Genomic DNA, 23,583 nt, shown 5'->3' with positions numbered 1-23,583 from the left:
GCGCCAAGCGGCGCGCATTTTTGCCGCCGGTCACCGCCTGACGGGCCTGCAAAGCCCACCCGGGCCGCGTCGTGGAAAACTGTATAAATATACAGTATAGTATCCCGTTGCAAGCCGGGCTTCGGCGCGAGTTTCCGCCAGCCCGGCGCACCGAACTTGCGCGGTCGCGAGGCGTCCGTGAGAGGTGGCCCACTCATTCAGACGGTCGGAAAAATTGGCATCTAACGGCACTATCAAGATTCGCGGCGCACGCCAGCACAACCTCAAGAACGTCGACCTCGACGTACGAACCGGCGAAATGACGGTCGTCACCGGCCCGTCCGGCTCCGGCAAGTCGAGCCTCGTGTTCGACACGCTTTACGCGGAAGGGCAGCGGCGCTACGTCGAAACATTCAGCGCTTACGCCCGGCAGTTTCTCGATCGCATGGACCGGCCGCAAGTCGACCGCGTCGACGGCGTGCCGCCGGCCATTGCGATCGACCAGACCAACCCGGTGCGCAGTTCGCGTTCCACCGTCGGCACCATGACGGAGCTCAACGATCACCTGAAGCTGCTCTACGCGCGCGCGGCCGAACTGTTCGACCGCAAGACGGCCCATCAGGTGCGCCACGACACGCCGGAAACGATCTACGCCGAGTTGCTCGAACGCACGGCGGAAAACGAGCCGCGGCTCGTCGTCACGTTCCCGGTCGAGTTGCCGGAATCCGCGTCGGAGCAGGAAGTGGAGCAGTGGCTGTCGGCCAGTGGCTACACGCGCGTGCAGGCGCAGCGCGAAGTCGATTCGCCCACCGGCAAGCGCAAGCTGCTCGACGTGGTGGCCGACCGCTTCCGGCTGCGCTCGGTGGACAAGCAGCGGGTGGTCGAGGCGATCGAGGCCTCGCTCAAGCGCGGCGGCGGGCGCGTCAATATCTATGTGCTGCCGGCGTCATCGGAAGGGGCGGACAGTCAGGAAGCCGAACCGCAAATCTGGCGTTTCTCCACCGGCTTGCACAGCCCGGAAAGCGATCTGCGCTACGCCGATCCGCAGCCCGCGCTGTTCTCGTTCAACTCGGCCTACGGCGCGTGCGAAGTGTGCCGCGGTTTCGGCCGCGTGATCGGCGTCGACCTCGGGCTGGTGATCCCGGACGCGCGCAAGACGCTGCGCGACGGCGCGATCAAGCCCATGCAAACGCCCGCGTGGAAGGAATGCCAGGACGATCTGATGCGCTACGCGGCGAAAGCCGATATCCGCCGCGGCACGCCGTGGGGCGAGCTGACGGACGCCGAGCGCGACTGGGTCATCAACGGCTCGCCGGATTGGAACGGCAAGTGGCAAAGCCATTGGTACGGCGTCAAACGCTTCTTCGAGTATCTCGAATCGAAAGCGTACAAGATGCATATTCGTGTGCTGCTGTCCAAGTACCGCAGCTATACGCCGTGCGAAACCTGCGGCGGCGCGCGCCTGAAAACGGAATCGCTGTTGTGGCGCCTCGGCAGCAAGGCCAATGCGGACGACGTGCTGCCGGCCGAGAAGCGCTTCCTGCCGCGCGGCGTCGACTGGACGCGCGGGCAGCTCGAAGCGTTGCCGGGTTTGACCGTGCATGACCTGATGCTGATGCCGATCGAGCGCATCCGGCGCTTCTTCGACGAAATCAGTTTGCCGAGCGCCTTGCTCGACGACGCGCTCAAGCTGCTGCTAGCCGAAGTGCGCACGCGCCTCAAGTACCTGTGCGACGTGGGCCTCGGCTATCTGACGCTCGACCGGCAAAGCCGCACGCTGTCGGGCGGCGAAGTGCAGCGGATCAACCTGACCACGGCACTCGGCACGTCGCTCACCAAGACCCTGTTCGTGCTCGACGAGCCGAGCATCGGCTTGCATCCGCGCGATCTGAACCGCATCGTCGAAGCCATGCACCGTTTGCGCGACGCGGGCAATACGCTGGTGGTGGTCGAACACGATCCCTCCGTGATGCTCGCGGCGGATCGTCTGATCGACATGGGTCCGGGACCGGGCGAGCGCGGCGGCTCGATCATTTACGACGGCGTGCCCGAGGCGATCCGTTCGTCAGGCACGCTCACCGGCGAGTACCTGGGTGGCCGCCGGCATGTGGCCGACGCGGCGCATTGGTCGCAGCGTCCGGTGGATGCCGCCACGCCGCGCATCGTGCTCGAAGGCGCGACTGAGCACAATCTGCGCGATGTCACGGTGGAGATTCCATTGCAGCGGCTCGTCTGCGTGACGGGGGTGTCGGGGTCCGGCAAATCCACGTTGCTGCAGGACGTGTTGTATCCGGCCATGGCACGGCACTTCGGTCTCGCCACTGAGTCGCCGGGCGCATTCACAAGTTTGAGCGGCGCCGATCAGGTCACCGACGTCGTGTTCGTCGACCAGTCGCCGATCGGCAAGACGGCGCGTTCGAATCCGGCGAGCTACGTCGGCGCGTTCGACGAGATCCGCAAGCTGTTTGCCAAGGCGCCGCTCGCGCAGCAACGCGGCTACGGTCCGGGCATGTTCAGCTTCAACTCAGGCGAAGGCCGTTGCCCGACCTGCGGCGGCTCGGGTTTCGAACATATCGAAATGCAATTCCTGAGCGACGTGTACCTGCGCTGCCCCGATTGCGACGGGCGCCGTTATCGCGCGGAACTGCTCGAAGTGAAGATCGAGCGCGGCGAACCGGCGCGCGCGCTGAGCATTGCCGACGTGCTGGAATTGACGGTGAGCGAAGCCACCGCGTATTTTGCAAAAGATGCCGAAGTGCTGCGCGTGCTGCAGCCAATCGTCGACGTGGGCCTCGAATACGTGAAGCTCGGCCAGCCGGTGCCCACGCTGTCGGGCGGCGAAGCGCAGCGGCTCAAGCTCGCCGGTTTCCTCGCGGAATCGGCCCAGGCGCGGACTGCGCGCAGCGCAAAGCAGCCGGTTGCCAAACGTCTGTTCATGTTCGACGAACCCACCACGGGCCTGCATTTCGACGACATCGCCAAGCTGATGCAGGCGTTCGGCAAGCTGCTCGCGAGCGGTCATTCGCTGATCGTGATCGAGCACAATCTCGACGTGATCCGCGCGGCCGACTGGCTGATCGACCTGGGTCCCGAAGGTGGCGATGGCGGCGGCCGGGTCTTGTGCGCCGGCACGCCGGAAGACGTCAAAGCTTGCCCGGAATCGCATACCGGCGTGGCGCTGCTGCAATATGACCGTGCCATGGGCGCAGCGGCCGAACCGGCGTCGCAAGGCATTCCGCTGCAAAAGGCGCTGAGCGCCGCGCGCGCGCGCCGGGCGATCGAAGGCGAGGACGTGGTGCGCATCGTCAATGCGCGCGAGCACAACCTGAAAGCGCTGGACGTGGACATTCCGCACGGCAAATTCAACGTGATTACCGGCGTGTCCGGTTCGGGCAAGTCCACGCTCGCCTTCGACATTCTGTTTCACGAAGGGCAGCGCCGTTACCTCGAATCGCTGAATGCCTACGCACGTTCCATCGTGCAGCCGGCGGGGCGGCCCGAGGTCGACGCAGTGTACGGCATTCCGCCGACCGTCGCGATCGAGCAGCGGCTCTCGCGCGGCGGCCGCAAGAGTACCGTGGCGACCACGTCGGAGGTCTGGCACTTCCTGCGTCTGCTGTATGTGAAGCTCGGTTTGCAGCATTGCATTCACGACGGTACGCCGGTCACGTCGCAAAGCGTCGAATCGATCGCGGCGCAGTTGCTGCGCGATCACAAGGGGCAGCACGTTGGCTTTCTCGCGCCGCTGGTCGTGAACCGCAAGGGCGTTTATACGGATCTGGCGAAATGGGCAAAAGCGCGCGGCAATACTCATCTGCGTGTGGACGGCGAGTTCGTGCCGGTGGATCCGTGGCCGAAGCTCGACCGCTTCCGCGAGCATACGATCGAGCTGCCGGTGGCCGACATTGTCGTGTCGCCGGACAACGAAGCCGAACTGCGTCAGGCGCTCGACCAGACGCTCGAAGTCGGCAAGGGCGTGATGCATCTGCTGGCGCCGCTCGACGGTTTGCACGACGCGATCAGCGGCGGCCATCCCACCGCGAAACTCGGCGCGGTGAAGGTGCTGTCCACCAAGCGCGCATGTCCGGTGTGCGGCACGAGTTATCCCGAACTCGATCCGCGCATGTTCTCGTACAACAGCAAGCATGGCTGGTGTACCACGTGTGTCGGCACGGGCCTCGCGCTCACGCGTGAACAACGCGCGGTGTACGACGATACGATCGTCGTCGACGACAATCGCGGTCGCGAACAGAGCCTGCCGTCGGAAGAGCAGGAACCCGAAGGTCTCGTGGACGAACCATGTCCGGATTGTGCGGGTACGCGTCTGAACCCCACCGCGCGCGCGGTCACGTTCGACGCGCAGGCGATTGTCGATGTCGCGCAGTGGACCGTGTCCGACACGCGCGCGTGGATCGACACGCTGGAGATGACCGGTCGCGACGCGGAGATCGCGCGTGACGTGGTGAGCGAAATCGGCAGCCGCCTGCAGTTCCTCGAGGAAGTGGGGCTCGGCTATCTGAGTCTCGATCGCGCGGCGCCGAGTCTGTCCGGCGGCGAAGCGCAGCGCATCCGGCTCGCGGCGCAACTTGGCAGTAACTTGCAAGGCGTGTGCTATGTGCTCGACGAACCGACCATCGGTCTGCATCCGCGCGATAACCAGATTCTGTTGAACGCTTTGCGCAAGCTCGGTGAAAAGGGCAATACGCTGGTGGTCGTCGAGCATGACGAGGACACGATTCGGCGTGCGGATCACATCATCGACATCGGGCCGGGCGCGGGCAAACGCGGCGGCACGCTGGTCGCGCAGGGCAGTGTGGCCGACCTGTCGGCGCAACCCGATTCGCTGACCGGACAGTTTCTCGCGCAGCCCATCGTGCATCCGTTGCAGCCGCGCCGCGAAGTGGTCGCGCCGGGCAAACGTACGGCTGCAGTGCCGGAGAATTGGCTGACTGTGCACGGCGGCAAGCTGCACAATTTGCGCAACGTCACGGTCGGCATTCCGCTCTCGCGGCTGGTGGCGGTCACCGGCGTCAGCGGCTCCGGCAAGTCGACACTTGCACGCGACGTGCTGATGACCAACCTGCTGGATGCTGTCGGACGTTCGGTGCTGTCGTCGCCGGCCACGCGGCGCGCGCGTGCGGCGGCCGAGGAGAAGCCCGCGGCGAACCGGCGTTCCAGCGTGCTGGCGCGCACAGCGCCGCGTGCGCCGCTCAACGTGACGCATGCATGGCAAGGGTGCGATGCGATCACCGGCTGGGAAACCATCGACCGTGTACTCGAAGTCGATCAAACACCGATCGGCAAGACGCCGCGTTCGTGTCCCGCCACTTACATCGGCGTGTGGGACGCGATCCGCAAGCTGTTTGCCGGCACGCTCGAAGCGCGCGCGCGTGGCTATACGGCCTCACGTTTCTCGTTCAACGCCGGCGAAGGCCGTTGCCCGGCCTGCGAGGGGCAGGGCGTGCGCACCATCGGCATGAGCTTTCTGCCCGACGTGAAGGTGCCTTGCGATGTGTGTCACGGGCAGCGCTTCAATCCCGAGACGCTGGCGGTCACGTGGCGCGGCAAGAATATCGGCGACGTGCTGACCATGGAAATCGACGAGGCCGTCGAGTTCTTCGCGCCCATCTCCAATATCGCTCATCCATTGCAGTTGATGAAAGACGTCGGGCTCGGCTATCTCACGCTGGGTCAGCCGTCGCCCACGTTGTCGGGCGGCGAGGCGCAGCGTATCAAGCTCGTCACCGAATTGAGCAAAGTGCGTGACGACATCACACGGCGCGGCCAGAAACCGCCGCATACCTTGTATGTGCTGGACGAACCGACTGTGGGCCTGCATATGGCGGACGTCGCCAAGCTGATTCGCGTGCTGCATCGTCTCGCGGACGGCGGGCATAGTGTCGTCGTCATCGAACACGATCTGGATGTGATCGCCGAGGCGGACTGGATCATCGACCTCGGTCCGGAAGGCGGAGTGGGCGGCGGGGCGATCGTTGCTGCTACGGATCCCGAAGGATTGTCGCGCGTTGCGGCGAGTCATACGGGCGCCGCGTTGCGGCCGGTTCTCGCGCGATCGCGTAACAACAGCGCTGTCGTGGCAGGCGAGGGCACGAACGGTTGATGCAGCAGAGCGGCGCGATCATCGTTGCGCCGCTCCCGCTTGCTCCTTTGTTGAGTTGAACCCGCAAGAGTTGCCGGCGCATGATTCATTTCATTCTGGCCGGGCGAATTCGGCCCTCACGAAATTGCCCTATATGCCCACCAACGTCGCGCCGACATCGCCCGCGCCCGACATGATTCGTGTTGTTGGCTTAATGTAATTTATTGGAATTGTTTTGTAATTCAATTCAACGCGTAATTGAGATGCGTATTTAGAGTGTCGTAAATACCGCTAAAGTTTTTTTAAACGCTTCTACTCTTCTGCTATCGTCTCGCCTTCGGCGGCGGTCACACCCCCGGCGCCCGAACACCACAACAAACGTCCTATCCGCGATCCACGCGAGTCATGTTGAGATGGCGCGCAAACGCCTGCCCAGCGGGGGCTTTCGCGATCCGGATCAGACGTACTGCCGGCCGTTTCGCGTGCATCGATGCACGACGAATGTGCAGCGAATTCCCAATTGTCGGGCAGAAAAAGCCGAATGCTTATCTGCTCGACATACGCTTATTCTTTTAAAGCGGAGCGAATTTCGCTTGAGTTAGAGTTACCTCTCTAAACTAAGTATGTTGTCATCAAAAAAAGTTTGACCGTACATTTTTTGTCCTGCTATCGTTGCGACCGATGAAACGCGTGTGACGTTTGCGCAAAAAGTTCCAGGCGCTACGACTTATAGCGATCGGGTGGTCTCCAGCGTTCATGCAAGGCAGAAGTAAGCGGCTCAAATTTAATCTATTAGTAGTTCTACTTAGATCGGCTATTCGGCTCGCATGACGCACGGCCGCGGTCTCCTGGAGACGCGTCCGTGTCGTCGGATCGGAGCCGGGTAGTGTCACGTCCGTTTTGGACTCCGAATCAAGGACCGCCGGTCATCGGATGGTTGAAGTGAATGTTGTTTGCGGTAGATAAGCGCACTGCAGTTACAGAAATGGACGATTCACGCCGGAGGAGTAAAGGTGGGTACGAAAGTCGAAGGGCAATTTCCGGCAGTAGCGGCCCGTATGGAGAGGCCGGGGCGCCCGCGTGAGTTTGGGCGCAAGCAGCAAAACCCAGTACGCCGCTTTGGCGGTATCGCAGTTGTTCTGCTTTTGCACATCGTGCTGATTTATGCGCTGATCAATGGCCTTGCCACCAAGGTCGTGCAGGTCATTCAGCATCCTATCGAGACGAAAATCATCGAACCGGTGAAGCCACCGCCTCCGCCGCCGTTGCCCACGGTTCAATTGCCGCCGCCTAAGTTCGCGCCGCCGCCGCCGCCGTTCGTGCCGCCGCCGGAAGTGCAGGTGCAAACGCCGCCGCAGCCGACCATTACGCATCAGGCCGCGCCGGTCGTGTCGGCGCCTGCCGTGGCGCCGCCCGCACCGCCGGCACCGCCCGCGCCGAGCAAGCCTGTGAGCACCGAAGTTGGAGTCGTGTGTCCGAACTCGGATCAGATCCGTTCGTCGATCCGCTATCCGAAGGAAGCGCAGGAAAACAACGTGACGGGTGATGTCCTCATTGAATTCGTTGTCGACCCGCAGGGCCATATTACGAATGAACGCGTTGCCAAATCCTCGGACGACTCCTCACTGGATCGTGCCGCATTCAACGCAGTCAAGCAGTTTACGTGCGTTTCCCAAGGCCAGGCTGTCCGTGTGCAAGTTCCGTTCTCGTTTAACCTGAACTGAATTCACAGACTGTTCGGTACCGGTAGCGATTTATCAGTCTTAGTTTAGAAGTTGTACTAATGAACTTGGAGCAGGCATGAAGAAGCGTACTCTCGCCGCACTGGCGGCAAGCATGTTGATCGCCGTAACCACGGTGGATACCTTTGTTGCACCGCAAATGGCCCATGCGCAGGCTAGCGACGCCACCGCGTCGGCAACCGTCGCACCGGCCACCGCCGCGCCGCAAACCGCGAGCACGGCCGCCGACGAAGCGGTGCCGCCGCCGGCGCCAGCTACGTCCGAAACCGTCAGCAACCCGTACGGCCTTAGCGCCCTCTGGAAGAACGGCGACTTCGTTGCCCGTTTCGTGCTGATTCTGCTGGTGATCATGTCGATGGGCAGCTGGTACATCATGATCACCAAGTTCTTCGAACAGTTCCGCGCGAACCGCCGCGCAAAGAGCGCCGACGAGCAGTTGTGGACCGCGCCGTCGCTGGGCGAAGGCGCGAAGCTCCTCGACGAAGCCTCGCCGTTCCGCTTCATCGCTGAAACGGCCATCGAGGCCGGCGAGCATCATGACGAAGCGCTGCTCGAAGCCGTGGACCGCAACACGTGGATCGATACCTCGGTCGAGCGTGCGATCACCAACGTGTCGAATCGTCTGCAAGACGGTTTGGCTTTCCTCGGCACGGTCGGTTCCACGGCGCCGTTCGTCGGCCTGTTCGGTACGGTGTGGGGGATTTACCATGCGCTGACGGCCATCGGCATTGCCGGCCAGGCTTCGATCGACAAGGTCGCGGGTCCGGTGGGCGAGGCGCTGATCATGACCGCCATCGGTCTCGCGGTCGCGGTGCCCGCGGTGCTCGGCTACAACTTCCTGGTTCGCCGCAACAAGTCGGTGATGGAGCGTGTGCGTGCATTCGGCGCGCAACTGCATACCGTTCTGCTGGCCGGCAGCCGCCGCCCGGCGCGCGCCGCGGTTCGCGAAGCATCGCTGGTTCAATAAGCGGAGTCCGTCATGGCAATGAGCGTTGGGCAGGACGACAACGACGAGGTCATCTCCAGTATCAACACCACGCCGCTGGTCGACGTGATGCTGGTTCTGCTGATCATCTTTCTGATCACGATTCCGGTCGTGACGCATACGGTGCCGGTGCAATTGCCGAAGGAGACGATCCAGCCGCTGCAGACCACGCCCAAAAGTATCGTCATCGCGGTCAACCGCGACGGCGACTTCTTCTGGAACGAGAAGCAGGTCGACGCGCCGACGTTGCTGGCACGCCTGAAAACCGTGTCGGTCATGACGCCGCAACCGGAAGTGCATGTTCGCGGCGACCAGAGCGCGCGTTATGAATTCATCGGCCGGGTCATTACCGAGTGCGAGCGCGCCGGTATCGCGAAGGTTTCGTTTATCACTGAGCCGCCCGCGCGCGGCGGCTAACTTTGCATGGGATCGGACCAGGCGTAAAGCGCCAGGTCCGATCGACAGGAGGCGATGATGGGAATGAACGTATCGTCGGGCGGCGGCAGCGAACCGGATGTGATGGTCGACATCAACACCACGCCGCTGATCGACGTGATGCTGGTGCTGCTGATCATGCTGATCATCACGATCCCGATTCAGACGCACGCCATCAAGATGAACCTGCCGGTCGGCAATCCGCCGCCGCCGATCACGCAGCCGGAAGTGGTGCAGATCGATATCGACTTCGACGGCACCACGACCTGGAATGGCCAGCCGGTGCCGAACCGCGCGGCGCTCGAATCCAGGCTCGCGCAAGTGGCCGCCGAACCGGTTCAGGCGGAAATCCATCTGCGTCCGAACAAACTGGTGCCGTACAAGGATGTCGCGGAGGTAATGGCGTCGGCGCAACGATTGGGCGCGACGAAGATCGGCCTGATCGGCAATGAGCAGTACATGCAATAGGGAAGGGCAATGCAAACGATTCATCAACGGTTCAAGCGCGCCGTCATCGCGGCCGCTCTCGCGCTGCCGCTCGCCTCTCATGCTGCCGACACTTTGCGGCCGGATGTGGCGAAACCGCTGAATGCCGCACAGGATCTGTATCGCGCGCACAAGTACAAGGACGCGCTGACGAAGATCGATCAGGCGGCGGCAGTGCCCGGCAAGACGCCGTACGAAAGCACCATGGTCGAGCAGATGCGTGGCGCGGCAGCGGCGGCGGCGGGTGACACCGGCGTGGCTGCTCAGGCCTACGAAACGTTGCTGAGTTCCGGGAAGTTGAGCGGCGCGGACGAGCAACGTACGTCAGCGGCATTGGCCGGCATCTACTTCCAGCAAAAGAACTATGCGCAGGCGGCGAAGGTTGCACAACGCTATCTGAAGTCGGGCGGCGGTGATCCCGACATGCGCACGCTGCTGGTTCAGTCTTATTACCTGTCGAACGATTGCGCGAGCGTGGTGAGCTTGCTCAAGCCCGGCGTCGATGCGCAGGTGCACGCTGGCCACGCGCCTGACGAGTCGCAACTGCAATTGCTCGGCACCTGTGCGCAGCGCGTGAAGGACGATGCCACGTACCGCAGCACGCTCGAAAAGCTGGTTGCTTATCATCCGAAGCAGTCTTACTGGGACGATCTGTTCTCGGCGATTCGCAACAAGCCGGGCTATTCGTCGAAGCTCGATATCGACACGTATCGCTTGCGTCGCGCGACCGGCTCGCTGTCGACCGCCGACGACTACATGGAAATGACCCAACTGGCGATCGTGGCGGGCACCACCGCGGAAGGCAAACAGGTCATCGATCAGGGCTTTACGTCGGGCGTTTTGGGGCGTGACGCGCAGGCGGATCGCGAGAAACGTCTGCAGGCACTCGCGGCCAAACGTGCGCAAGCGCCCGCTGATCCGGCAAACCCCGTTGCCCCCGTCGACATGGGTTTCAATCAGGTTTTCGCGGGGCAGGCGAAGCAGGGTCTGGCGGCGATGGATGCCGCGATCGCCAAGGGTGGACTCGATCATCCGGACCAGGCGCAGCTGCATCTCGGTGAGGCGTACTACATGGCGGGCGACAAGGCTCGCGCGTTGCAAACCTTCCGTGCAGTGAAAGGCACCGATGGCTCAGCCGATCTCGCCCGTTTGTGGGTGCTGGTGGCGTCGAAATAAGAACACTCCGTTCCCGTTATGTTCCATCGGACGAGACGCGCTCGAGCTCTCCTCATGGCGGGCGCGAGGGGACGCGCTCGTCGTAGGAAATGTGGCTCGTCTCCGATGCCTGCTTGGCGTTGCAGCCGCGATCGTCACAAGGCATTCGCAGTATCCGGAAGTCTTCTGGACAACCAATTGTTCCCGTTGTCCATGGCGTAATTTCAGTTGACCTATCAGCAACGTTTGGGGAGAACGTTGCGCCGGACGAAACTTAATTTGCATATATCAAACTATTTTTGACTACGGGATTCTGTCTTGCTATGGTCTTGCCACTCAATAACAAGGCACACGTTGCAGTCTCTATAGGAAGCAAAATCCGCGCGCTGCGCCAACGGCTCAGTCGAACGCTGGATGAAGTGGCAAAGACCGCGGGCATTTCCAAGCCCTTTCTGTCGCAAGTGGAACGGGGTCACGCAACACCTTCGATCACATCGCTGGTCGGTATTGCGCGAGCTCTGGGTGTCACGGTGCAGTATTTCGTCGACACGCCGACTGAAGACAAGTCGGTGCGTAGAGGAAGCGAGTTGAAGTACTTCGGATTTGACGGAACCGCCAATCTGTTTGGAAGGCTGACGAACCTGTCGGTCGGCGGCAAGCTGGAAGTGATCCTCGTCAGGATGCCGGTGGGACAGAACCCATCAGAAGTCACGACGCACGCTGGCGAAGAATTCTTGTATGTGATGAGCGGCCAGATCTCGCTCACGTTGGAAGGCACAACGTTCGTCTTGCAGGCGGGCGACACCGCGCATTACGAGTCCACCGTGCCGCACTCCTGGTCCAACACCGCGCGTGAAGAAGCGGTGGTCGTGTGGGTAGGGACGCCAAGATTGTTTTAGTGCCGTAGGCCATGCTTTAGAAAAAGCAGTCACTCGATATTTGTAAGCATTACTTAAGTTTGTACCCGCGATTTGGGAAAATAAGCCGGCGCATAGCGGCATCCGTTCGGGTGGCAGTAGAAGTGGCATCAATCGGAAAGCGATGCGCATTCCGATTGCAATAAATTAGTAGTCCGACACTGACTTATTTGACGTTGCTTTAACGGAACGCGGCGCAAGATCGCCGTATATCGAGTAGAGCGGTTCACGAGACCACTCTTCACATACTGCTGTGGCCTTACTGACGAGCGAGAAGGGGAAAAATGAAACAAAGGGCATTGGCGCTGGCCATTAGAAGAATAGTCTGGGCTGAACTGGCATTGTCGGCCGTAATCGCGGTACCGGCGTTTGCACAAAGCCAGCCGGCCGCCACCGGCACTGCGGCAGGCGCGACGACGGAAAGCACCCCGGCAACGGGCACTGCCGCCACACCGTCCGCGGATGGCAACACCGCGACGCCGACGGGGAAAGGGGTTCAGCAACTCAAGAAATTTGAAGTGACCGGCTCGCTGATCCGCACGTCGGACAAGGTCGGCAATACGGAAGTTCAGACCATCACCGCCAAGGATATCCAGCAAAGCGGTTATACGACCGTGGCCGACTTCCTGCGCGGCACGTCCGCGAACTCGGGGAGCAGCTGGGGTCAAACGACGATGAATAGCTCCGCGCAAGGCGGCGGCGGCATTGCATTGCGCGGTCTGAGTGAGAAGTACACGCTGGTGCTGGTGGACGGGCAACGGGTGGCGAATTACGGCAAGGCGGTGAACTTCACCGACACGTTCTTCGACGTGAATTCGATCCCGCTCAACATGATCGACCACATCGACATCGTGAAGACCGGTGCGGTCTCGGTGTATGGTTCGGATGCAATTGCGGGCGTCGTCAACATCATCACGAAGAAGGACTTCCAGGGCCTGCAGATCGATGGCCAGCTCGGCAAGGCGCAGCATCCGGGCGACGCACAGGGCAACTTCAGCGTGCTCGGCGGTATCGGCGATCTGAATGGCGACCGCTTCAACGTGACGGCCGCGGCGAGCTACTACCGCGACACGGGGTCGTCGCTCGGCGATCGCGACATGACCGCGGGTCAGGACTTCAGCCAGTTCCCGGGTGGCCTCGCGGTCCGCTCGGTCCGAACCAGCAGTCGTTCTGGACCACGGCCGACGGCACCAACATGGCGCTCAACCCCTGTCCTCCGGGCAGCGTGTCGGCGAACGGCGCGTCCACGTGTAAATCGAATCCGGCCAGCACCACCTCGCTGGTGCCGGCGATCACGCGCCTGAACGCGAAAGTGCGCGGCACCTTCAAGGTCAACGACGACGTGCAGGCTTACGCCGACCTCTGGGTGAGCCGCAACGAAACCGTGCAGAACGAAGGTCCGGCGGTGCTGAGCAGCCAGACCAACGCGTTCAACCCGGCCACCGGTTCGGCGTTGCCGATTTCGCGCACGGTCTCGGGCACCAACCCGTACAACCCGTTCGGTGTGCCCACGCTGATCAACTACACGTTCCCGAACACGGTGTCGGCGGATACGGTGTCGACGTTCTGGCGTGCGATGACCGGTGTGAAGGGCTCGTTCACCACGGCCAAGTTCGGCGACTGGGATTGGTCCGCGGATTACGGCCATTCGCAGAGCACGGTCGACACGACCTACGGCAACGCGCTGAATGTTGCAGGCCTCGAGAACATTCTGCAAAACGGCGTGTTCAACTTCTCGAACCCGTCGGCCACGCCGAACGGCTTGAACGGCGTCTTCCAGAACGACTATGAGCAGGCGATCTCGAAGCTCGACAGCGTCACGGCGAAGACCTCGACGGGCAACCTGTTCAACCTGCCGGGTGGTCCGGTCGGTGTCGGTTTCGGTACGGAATTCCGTCACGAAAGCAACATCATCAACTCGCGCACGTATAGCGCGCTTGGGGTGACCGCGCCGGCCAACGTGCAGACAGTCGACGGCGAACGCAATGTGGCCGCCGTCTACTATCAGGTCGATATTCCGATCATCCGCAACCTGACGTTCACGCAGGCGGGCCGTTACGACCACTACAGCGACTTCGGTGGTGCGTTCTCGCCGAGCTTCGCATTGCGCTTCCAGCCGGTGCAGGCTCTTACAGCTTTTGCATCGTATAGCCGCGGCTTCCGTGCCCCGACGCTGGTCGAAAACTCGCAGGCGACCTATCTGGCTCACCAGAACCTGGTCGACCCGAACGACCCGAGCGGCACGCCGACCAAGCACTTCACGACGGAACAGGTCAACGGCAATCCGGCGTTGCAGCCTGAGCACACCAAGAACTACAACATCGGCTTCCAGCTTTCGCCGGACTCGTCGACGGATATCGGTGCGGCGTTCTACAAGATTCACATTGACGGCGTGATCGGCACGGACGATCCGAACGCGGTGATGGATGCGAACAACCCGTCGACCGTGATCCGCAATCCGGACGGCACGGTGGCCTTTATCAAGGAGCAGTTCGTCAACCTCGGTTCGCTCGACACCGACGGCTTCGACATGAACTTCCGCAAGTCGGTGGGCACGAAGTACGGCACGTTCACGCTGGCAGGCGACTGGGCCTATGTGTGGCACTTCAAGCTGAATAGCCCGGGTGCGCCGACGCAGGACTTCGCCGGCAACAACCTCGCGCTGCTGCAGCCGTTCGGTGCGTCCAATCCGCGCTGGAAGGGTAATACCAGCTTCTCGTGGGATTACCGCAAGCTGACCACTACGCTGACGTGGCAGTACACTGGCCCCTACACCAACGCGGTGGCGGCCGAGTTCGGCGACGGCGGCACGCTGTCGGTGGCGTCGTACAGCCAGTTCAATCTGATGGCCACGTATCGCGGCTTCAAGAACTGGACGATCTACGGCGGCATCAACAACATCTTCGATCGCACGCCGCCGTTCGACGTCGAGTGGCAGGCTACCCCGGATATCACGGGCTACGACCAGTCGCTTTACACCAACATCGGCCGCTTCTTCCAGGTCGGTGCGACGTACCGCTTCTGAAGTCCTTGATGTTTCTGATGCACCGGCAGTCTGTCTAGCCGGTCGGCCGCTCCGGCTTCCGTTCATCGGTACCGGAGCGGCGCAATTCTGTTAGAGACGTGCTTTGGAGTTCCCCGCGCACACTGCTCGTTCAAGCTCACGGCGAGCGACGGCGGCCAGTCATCAGCAGCGCTGCGCCAGCGGGGAAAGCTACGGGAGCGACGGCGTCGGGCCGTCACTCGCGCCGATTCGATTTACCGCGCGCCGGCCTGAAGCCGGCGCGCGTCCTTACGCATTCCGAAGATGAGACTTGTGAAGTTTCTCTGGCCGCGCACCTCCGGGCGAATCGCTCTATGCGCCGGTGCGTGTCTGGCATTGAGCGCGGTCTGCGCGCAGGCGCGGCCCTCGATTGCGCAATACGACGAGCCCAAATATCCTGCCGGCTTCACGCACTTCGACTATGCGGATCCCGCGGCGCCGGGCGACGGCAAGCTCAGCTTCCAGAACTTCGACGAACTGCAGAGCTACGATTCGCTGAATCCGTTTCTCGTACGCGGTGCGCCCGCGCCGGACATCCTGCATCTGATGTTCGATACGCTGATGCAGCGCAGTTGGGACGAACTGGCTTCCGAGTATCCGCTGATCGCCGACGATGTCGAAGTCGCGCCGGACCTCGCTTCGGCCACCTTCCACATCAATCCCGCCGCGCGCTTTTCGAACGGCGATCCGATCACCGCGGCCGATGTCAAATACTCGTTCGACACATTGACGAGCCCGAAGGCATCGCCGCTCTTCAATGCGCAGTTCTCAGTGATCAAAAGCGCGACCGTGGTCGATAAAAACACGATCCGCTTCGTTTTCAGGCACGCGGAGCGCGACGCGCCGCTGATTGCTGGCGATTTGCCGATCTTCTCGCCGAAGTGGGGCATGCGCGCGGACGGCACACGTCTGCCGTTCGACCAGATCGCGAACGAGCCGCCGGTCGCGAGCGGTCCGTATCTGATCGAGTCGCGCAAGAACGACAAGCAGATCACCTATCGCCGCAACCCCGATTACTGGGCCGCGAATTTACCGTCGCGGCGCGGCATGTTCCGCTTCGCGAGCATCACCTTCAAACTCTATCGCGACCATTACACGCAACTGGAAGCGTTTAAGGCCGGCGACGCCGACGCGATTGTCGAATACAGCGCAACGCAATGGGCGCGTAAATACGTCGGCAAGAACTTCGACAATGGACTGCTGAAAAGAGGGGAATTCGCCGACGGCCCCGCGCAGATGCAAGGCATGCTGATGAACCTGCGCAAGCCGATGTTCCAGGACCCGCGCGTGCGCCACGCACTGACGATGGCATTCGACTACGACTGGATGAATCGCCTGATGTTCTACGGTCAATACCGGCGCACCAGCAGCTATTTCGCAGCGAGCCCGTTCGGCGCGACCGGCATGCCCGGCCCGAAGGAACTGGCCTTGCTTGAACCATTGAGAGCCAGTGTGCCGCCGGAAGTGTTCGGTCCCATGCTGAAGCAACCCACGACGATCACGCCGGATTCCTTGCGCGGCAACTTGCGCGTGGCGCGCGATCTGCTGGCGCAAGCCGGCTGGCACTATCGCGACGGCGCATTGCGCGACGCCAACGGCACGCCGATGACGATCGAGATCATGGACGATCAGCCGGGCATGGACCGCCTGATCCTGCCGTATATGCAGGCGCTCGGTATGCTCGGCATTCAGGCGCATATGCGCGAGATCGACAGCGCGTTGTACCAGAAACGGCTCGACAACTTCGAGTACGACATGACCACCTTCATCTACCCGCCGGTGACGATTCCCGGCGCGGAATTGACGCGCCGCTTCGGCAGCGCGGCGGCCTCGGAAGTCGGCTCGGAAAACTATCCGGGCATCCGCTCCAAGGCGGTCGACTCGCTCATTCACTCAGCGCTCTCCGCCGACAATCTCGACGACCTGGAAGCGGCGACCCGCGCCCTGGACCGCGTGCTGATCTACTCGTTCTACCTCGTGCCGGAGTATTACGCGCCGGGCGCGCGGATCGGATACAAGTCGACGCTCGGTCATCCGGACAAGGTGCCGATGTCGTATCAATACGAAGACTGGGTGATCGACTACTGGTACACGAAAACGCCGGCCGCCCAGACCGCATCTTCCACCGCGGCCACGGCCGCTACGGCCCACTGAGGCACAGCATGCTTGCCTACATTCTCAGACGATTGTTGTTGATGGTGCCGACCCTGCTCGGCGTGGTCACGTTGACGTTTGTCGTCACGCAGTTCGTGCCGGGTGGGCCGGTCGAACAGGTGATGACGCAACTCCGCCACGGCGCTGGCCGTGGCGGAGAGGCGGGGGCGGGCGGCGGCGGTTATCACGGCAGCCAGGGCGTCGATCCGCAGCAGATCGAGCAGATCAAGAAGCAGTTCGGCTTCGACAAGCCGCCGCTCGAACGCTATCTGCTGATGCTCAAACGCTACGCGACGTTCGACCTCGGCCAATCCTACTATCAGCACGACAGCGTGTGGGACGTCATCAAATCGAAGCTGCCGGTGTCGATCACGCTCGGCTTATGGACGGTGCTGCTCACGTATCTGATATCGGTGCCGTTGGGAATCGCGAAAGCGGTGCGCAACGGCTCGCGTTTCGATACTGTCACGAGCGTGCTGGTACTGGCCGGCTATGCGATTCCCGGTTTCGTGCTCGGTGTGTTGCTGCTGATGTTGTTCGGTGGCGGCACGTTCTGGCAGGTGTTTCCGATGCGCGGCCTCACCTCGGATAACTTCAACGACCTCAGCGCGTTCGGCAAGGTGCTCGACTATCTGTGGCACATCGTGCTGCCGGTCACGGCATCGGTGGTGGGCAACTTCGCGATCGTCACGATTCTGACCAAGAACACGTTCCTCGAGGAAATCGGCCGGCAGTATGTGCTGACCGCACGCGCCAAGGGCGCGCCGGAGCGCGACGTACTGTGGAAACACGTGCTGCGCAATGCCGCGATTCCGCTGCTCACCGGTTTGCCGGCGGCGTTCGTCGGCGCGTTTCTGAACGGCAATCTGCTGATCGAAACGCTGTTCTCACTCGACGGCATGGGCCAACTGTCGTACGACTCGGTGATTCGCCGTGACTATCCGGTCGTGCTCGGTTCGCTGTTTCTGTTCACGCTGATTGCCCTCGTAACCAAACTCATTGCTGACGTCTGCTATGTCCTCGTCGACCCCCGCATCCAATTCAACCGCCTGGACCGCTGACGCGGCCGGCGCGGCGCACGCGGCGTCGCCTTCTCCGTGGCGGCGTACGTGGCTGCGCTTCAGGCAGCAGCGTCTGGGCTACTGGAGCCTCGTGATCTTCGTCTCGCTGTTCGTCATCAGCCTGCTTGGCGAGGTGTTGTCCAACGATCGTCCGTTGCTCGTGCGTTACGACGGGCACTACTACTTTCCCATCGTGAAGGACTATCCGGAGACGCTGTTCGGCGGCGACTTTCCGGCGCGCGCGAATTACCTCGATCCGTATATCCGTTCGCGGCTCGAATCGAACGGCAACTTCGCGGTCTATCCGCCGAATCATTTCCACTACGACACGATCGATTACTTCGCCGCGCATCCGTATCCGGCGCCACCTACCACGAGTAACTGGCTCGGCACGGATCAATTCGGGCGCGACGTGCTGGCGCGGCTGCTGTACGGTTTCCGCCTGTCGGTGCTGATGGCGCTGGCGCTCACGGTGTCCGGTGTCGTGGTCGGCGTGCTGACCGGCGCGGTGCAGGGCTTTTACGGCGGACGCACCGATCTGATCGGCCAGCGCCTGATCGAAATCTGGAGTTCGATGCCCGACCTGTACCTGCTGATCATCTTCGCGTCGATCTTCGAGCCCACCTTGTGGCTGCTTTTCATTCTGCTGTCAATGTTCGGCTGGCTCGTACTGTCCGACTACGTACGCGCCGAGTTTTTGCGCAACCGTTCGCTCGATTACGTCAAGGCGGCGCGCACGATGGGTCTGTCAAACTGGCAGATCATGTGGCGCCATGTATTGCCGAACAGCCTCACGCCGGTGATCACCTTCCTGCCGTTTCGCATGAGCGCGGCGATTCTCTCGCTGACCAGCCTCGACTTTCTCGGCCTCGGCGTACCGCCGCCCACGCCGAGCCTCGGCGAATTGCTGCAGGAAGGCAAGAACAATCTCGACGCATGGTGGATCTCGATGTCGGCGTTTGCCGCGCTGGTGATTACGCTTCTGTTATTGACCTTCATGGGCGACGCATTGCGCAATGCGCTCGACACGCGCTCGCGCGGTTCGGCTTTCGGCGGAGGTCCGCGATGACCAACACTCAGGCGCCAATCGGCCGGCCGTTGCTGGAAATCGACCGTTTCTCCGTGCGTTTCGGCGACAAGGTCGCCGTGCACGAACTCAGTCTTTCCATTGCACGCGGCGAGCGCGTGGCACTGGTCGGCGAATCGGGTTCGGGCAAGAGCGTGACCGCGTTATCCATTCTGCGGCTCGTCGAGCATGCCGAATTGAGCGGCCGCATGCTGCTCGATGGTGAAGACCTGCTGCAGAAAACCGAGCAACAGATGCGTGGCTTGCGCGGCGCGGACGTCGCGATGGTGTTCCAGGAACCGATGACGGCGCTCAATCCGCTCTTCACGATCGGCAAACAGATCGCCGAGAGTCTGCGTCTGCACGAAGGTTTGCGGCCGAATGCGGCGCGCGAGCGCGGCATCGAGTTGCTCAGGCGCACCGGCATTCCCGAACCGGAACGGCGCATCGACAGCTTTCCGCATCAGTTGTCCGGCGGCCAGCGGCAGCGCGCGATGATCGCCATGGCGCTCGCCTGCCGTCCGCGTTTGCTGCTCGCGGACGAACCGACCACCGCGCTCGACGTCACCGTTCGCCAGCAGATCGTCGATTTGTTGATTTCGTTGCAGGAACAGGAAGCGGCCGAACGCGGCATGGCCGTGCTGCTGATCACGCACGACCTGAATCTGGTGAAGCGTTTTGCGCAGCGCGTCGCGGTGATGGAAAAGGGCGTGCTGGTCGAAACCAATACGACCGAGGCGCTGTTCACGAGCCCGCAGCATCCGTACACGCGGCGGCTGCTCGACAGCGATCCGCAACGCGCGGTGGGGCCGGTCGAGGAGGGCGCGCGTCGGCTGCTGGAAGTGCAAGGCCTGGCCGTCGATTACCGCACGTCGGCGAAAGGCTGGCGGTCCATGTTCGGGCGCTCCACGTTTCGCGCGGTGCAGGACGTCGATCTGAGCGTGCGGCGTGGCGAAACACTCGGCATCGTCGGTGAATCGGGTTCGGGTAAATCGACGCTGGCCGCCACCGTGCTCGGCCTGCAGCAGCCGGCCGCCGGTCATATCCATATCGACGGCTTGCCGCTTTCCACGCTCAAGACGGCGAGCTCGCGCCGCGCGCTGTATTCGCGCATGCAAGTCGTGTTTCAGGACCCGTTCGGTTCGCTGTCGCCACGCATGACGGTGGAGCAGATCATCGGCGAGGGCCTGGCCGTGCATCGGCCGGAAGTGGATGCGAAGGCACGGCGCGCGCGCGTCGGCAGCCTGCTTGAAGAAGTCGGCATGCCCGCCGACGCGATGCTGCGTTATCCGCACGAATTCTCCGGCGGGCAGCGTCAACGCATTGCGATTGCGCGCGCGCTGGCAGTCCAGCCGGAATTGATCGTGCTCGACGAGCCGACCAGCGCGCTCGATGTCTCGATCCAGAAACAGGTGCTGAATCTGCTGACAAATCTGCAGAAAAAGTACAAGCTAAGCTATTTGTTCATTACGCACGATCTGGCGGTGATGCGAGCCATGGCGCATCGCGTGATTGTGATGAAGTCGGGACGCATCGTCGAAGCGGGCGACACACTCGATGTGTTGCATGCGCCGTCGCATCCTTATACCCAGTCGCTGCTGGCCTCGTCGCTCAACGTGCCGGAGCCGGGCGCCGCCGCGACTCATACGGGACACGCCAATGATTGACGAACGTTGGGCGCAAGCCGCCCAAACGCTGAAGAGCCGCGCGGCGTTCTGGTCGCTGCGCATTGTCGACGAACAGGTCGACGACCACGAGATCCGCAATGACGTCGCGCAGCCGCTGCGCACGGTGCGCGATCGCGGTGCGATGCTGATCGCGTGGGTGGGCGCCGGCGCGGGCTATGCCGCGACCGCGAATCTGTCGGCAGCGGGTTTGCAGGCGGCGCTCGATATGGCGACCGCGCGCGCTGAAGCGAGCGCGGCTTTCTCGCTGATCGACCATCGCGAAGTTGCACGTCCGGTTGCGAGCGGGCAGTACTTGTCGCCGAATGCGCAACGCGCGTTGCCGAGCCGCGCCGAATGGCTCGAGCTTCTCGGCGCGGAATGCGCGGGCGCGAACCTCGATGCAAAGATTGTCGAACGTGTGGCGGCGGTGCAGATCACACACACCGATCAACTCTACATGACCGGCGACGGCGTGCGGATCGACCAGCAGTTCCGCTTCGTGATGCCGCAATTGAGCGTCGCCGCGCATGCGAACGGCGACACGCAAGTACGCACGCTGGGCGGCAACTACGGCACGCTCGGACAGGGCGGCATGGAAGTGCTGACGCGCTTCGGCTTCGAAGGATCGGGCGCGCGCGTCGCCAATGAAGCGCTGCAATTGCTGGCCGCGCCGAATTGCCCGTCGGGCAAGCGCGATCTGTTGCTGATGCCCGACCAGATGATGCTGCAGATTCACGAGTCGATCGGCCATCCGCTCGAACTGGACCGCATCCTCGGCGACGAGCGCAACTTCGCGGGCTGGAGCTTCGTCAAGCAGGACATGTTCGGTTCGTATCGCTACGGTTCGGAACTGTTGAATGTCACCTTCGATCCGGAGCTGCGCGAAGAAGCGGCAACCTACGCATTCGACGACGACGGCACTGAAGCGCACAAGCAATATCTGATTCGCAACGGCGTGCTGGAACGTCCGCTCGGCGGCGCGCTGTCGCAACAGCGCGCACGCATGGCGGGTGTGGCGAACTCGCGCGCGTCGAACTGGAACCGGCCGCCGATCGACCGCATGGCGAATCTGAATATCGAGCCGGGCGAGAGTTCGCTGGAGGAGATGATCGGCAACATCGAACACGGCATTCTGATGCGCACCAACACGTCCTGGTCGATCGACGACCATCGCAACAAATTCCAGTTCGGCTGCGAGTTCGGCCAGTTGATCGAGAACGGCAAGCTCACGCAGGTCGTCAAACAGCCTAATTACCGCGGTATTTCGGCGAATTTCTGGCGTAGCCTGAGTGCGGTGGGCAATGCGGCCACGCGTGAAGTGTATGGCACATCTATGTGCGGCAAGGGCGAACCGGCGCAGATCATCCGCGTCGGCCATGCGTCGCCGGCCTGCGTGTTCAGCAACGTCGACGTGTTCGGAGGCGCATGATGAGCCAGTTCATCTCTTCGCGCGCGGCTACGTCGGTGGATTGGGAGCGGCATTTCACTTTGCTCGCCGATGCGATCGAGCGCCTGCAACAAGGCGGCGAAACCACCCTCAGTTCATTTGCCGGCGAGCAGTCCGACTTCATTCGCTTCAATTCGGGCAAGGTGCGGCAGACCGGCAGCGTGTCGCAAGGCAAGCTGACCTTGCGCCTGATCGACGGCGCACGTCAGGCCTATTCCACGCTGACCGTATGCGGCGATCTGCAACAGGATCTCGACGAAGTGAGCGCGGCCCTCGCCACCTTGCGCGAAGGTCTGCGCGATGCGGCGGACGATCCGCATCTGCTGTTCGACACCTCGAAATGGCAGCGCACCACGCAGCGCTCCGGCAAGCTGGCGAATTCCGACGGCCTCGCGCGCATCGTCGCGGAATGTGCGCAAGGGCTCGACTTCGTGGGCTTCTATGCGGGCGGCACCATTGTGCGCGGCTTCGCATCGACGAAGGGCAGCCGCGGCTGGTACGAAGTGGATAACTTCAATTTCAGCTGGTCGCTGTACGACCCGAGCGGCCGCGCGATCAAAACCAGCTACGCCGGCGACGACTGGAGCGATGCCGTGTTCGCGCGCAAAGTCGAACAGGCCGCGACACGTCTTGCCGTTCTGGCGCGCACGCCGCGCACGTTGGCGCCGGGACGCTACCGTTCCTATCTGGCACCCGCCGCGCTCGCGGAACTGCTCGGCGTCACCGCATGGAGTGGCTTTTCCGCGCGCGTCCAGGCGAGCTCGCGCAGCGAGTTGTACAAGCTGCATGTGGGAGAAATCGTAGTCGACCCGCGCGTAACGATCAGCGAAGATCTGAGCCTCGGCATCACGCCAGGCTTCAACGACGACGGCTACCTGCGTGACAGCGTCCCGCTGATCGAGGCCGGCCGCCGTGCCGAACGCCTGACCAACGCACGCAGCGCGCGCGAGTACGGCTTGATGCCCAACGGTGCGCTGGCCAGCGAGTCGCCGGCCGCGCTGTCGATGCAAGCGGGCGATCTGCTGGAAGAAGACGTGCTCGCCAAGATCGGCACCGGGCTCTACATCGGCAACCTGTGGTACGTGAACTTCTCGGACCGCATGAATTGCCGCCTCACCGGCATGACGCGCTTCGCGACGTTCTGGGTCGAGAACGGAGAAATCGTCGCACCGCTCGAAGCCATGCGTTTCGACGACAGCCTGTACCGTTTGCTCGGCAGCGAACTCGAACAACTCGGCGCGCAAGCCGAACTGCTACTGAGCGACTCGACATGGGGCGAGCGCGCCACGGGCGGCATGCAACTGCCTGGCATTCTGGTGAGGTCATTCGAATTGACGTTATGAGCC

13 protein-coding genes and 1 pseudogene are annotated in these 23,583 nt (G+C 62.4%); all 14 read left to right on the top strand.

Annotated elements, in window-relative coordinates:
* Nucleotides 1-214 precede the first annotated feature (214 nt).
* The 14 genes and pseudogenes from uvrA to B0G74_RS12930 all read left to right on the top strand — a co-directional run bounded on the left by uvrA (nt 215) and on the right by B0G74_RS12930 (nt 23,580).
* Nucleotides 215-6,100, top strand: coding sequence for an excinuclease ABC subunit UvrA (gene uvrA, locus B0G74_RS12995; protein WP_347814515.1), 5,886 nt, complete (start codon nt 215-217; stop codon nt 6,098-6,100).
* Nucleotides 6,101-7,137: 1,037 nt separating this feature from the next.
* Nucleotides 7,138-7,803, top strand: a complete 666-nt coding sequence (locus tag B0G74_RS12990) for an energy transducer TonB (protein WP_207915680.1) — start codon at nt 7,138-7,140, stop codon at nt 7,801-7,803.
* Nucleotides 7,804-7,879: 76 nt separating this feature from the next.
* A complete protein-coding gene (locus B0G74_RS12985) occupies nt 7,880-8,788 on the top strand; it encodes a MotA/TolQ/ExbB proton channel family protein (protein WP_132375142.1) in 909 nt (302 codons plus the stop codon).
* 12 nt (nt 8,789-8,800) lie between these two features.
* Complete coding sequence (locus B0G74_RS12980) at nt 8,801-9,223, top strand: biopolymer transporter ExbD (RefSeq protein WP_012432473.1); 423 nt, start codon at nt 8,801-8,803, stop codon at nt 9,221-9,223.
* Between the two features lie 57 nt (nt 9,224-9,280).
* On the top strand, nt 9,281-9,709 hold the full coding sequence (locus tag B0G74_RS12975; protein ID WP_011487696.1) for a biopolymer transporter ExbD: 429 nt from the start codon (nt 9,281-9,283) through the stop codon (nt 9,707-9,709).
* Nucleotides 9,710-9,718: 9 nt separating this feature from the next.
* The gene (locus tag B0G74_RS12970; protein WP_132375141.1) at nt 9,719-10,903 is read left to right on the top strand and encodes a tetratricopeptide repeat protein; all 1,185 of its coding nucleotides are present in this window, start codon (nt 9,719-9,721) and stop codon (nt 10,901-10,903) included.
* A 302-nt stretch (nt 10,904-11,205) separates the two neighbouring features.
* The gene (locus B0G74_RS12965) at nt 11,206-11,781 is read left to right on the top strand and encodes a cupin domain-containing protein (protein ID WP_132375140.1); all 576 of its coding nucleotides are present in this window, start codon (nt 11,206-11,208) and stop codon (nt 11,779-11,781) included.
* Nucleotides 11,782-12,083: 302 nt separating this feature from the next.
* A pseudogene (locus tag B0G74_RS12960) lies at nt 12,084-14,824 on the top strand (TonB-dependent receptor).
* A 282-nt stretch (nt 14,825-15,106) separates the two neighbouring features.
* Nucleotides 15,107-16,996: an extracellular solute-binding protein gene (locus tag B0G74_RS12955; protein WP_132375139.1), complete on the top strand. Its 1,890-nt coding sequence runs from the start codon at nt 15,107-15,109 to the stop codon at nt 16,994-16,996.
* 8 nt (nt 16,997-17,004) lie between these two features.
* Nucleotides 17,005-18,057 (top strand): ABC transporter permease subunit, encoded by a 1,053-nt coding sequence (locus tag B0G74_RS12950; protein ID WP_091795321.1) that lies wholly within the window; start codon nt 17,005-17,007, stop codon nt 18,055-18,057.
* A complete protein-coding gene (locus B0G74_RS12945) occupies nt 18,011-19,126 on the top strand; it encodes an ABC transporter permease (protein WP_132375138.1) in 1,116 nt (371 codons plus the stop codon). The genes B0G74_RS12950 and B0G74_RS12945 overlap by 47 nt, the downstream gene beginning before the upstream one ends.
* Nucleotides 19,123-20,790 (top strand): dipeptide ABC transporter ATP-binding protein, encoded by a 1,668-nt coding sequence (locus B0G74_RS12940; RefSeq protein WP_132375137.1) that lies wholly within the window; start codon nt 19,123-19,125, stop codon nt 20,788-20,790. The genes B0G74_RS12945 and B0G74_RS12940 overlap by 4 nt, the downstream gene beginning before the upstream one ends.
* Nucleotides 20,783-22,219, top strand: coding sequence for a TldD/PmbA family protein (locus B0G74_RS12935; RefSeq protein WP_132375136.1), 1,437 nt, complete (start codon nt 20,783-20,785; stop codon nt 22,217-22,219). The genes B0G74_RS12940 and B0G74_RS12935 overlap by 8 nt, the downstream gene beginning before the upstream one ends.
* Complete coding sequence (locus B0G74_RS12930) at nt 22,219-23,580, top strand: metallopeptidase TldD-related protein (RefSeq protein ID WP_132375135.1); 1,362 nt, start codon at nt 22,219-22,221, stop codon at nt 23,578-23,580. Before B0G74_RS12935 ends, B0G74_RS12930 begins: the two co-directional genes overlap by 1 nt.
* Nucleotides 23,581-23,583 lie beyond the last annotated feature (3 nt).

It is taken from the genome of Paraburkholderia sp. BL9I2N2 (assembly GCF_004339745.1).
Lineage (GTDB): Bacteria > Pseudomonadota > Gammaproteobacteria > Burkholderiales > Burkholderiaceae > Paraburkholderia.
Note: the sequence above shows the minus strand (reverse complement) of the source record. Positions and strands in the feature narration are given on the sequence as shown.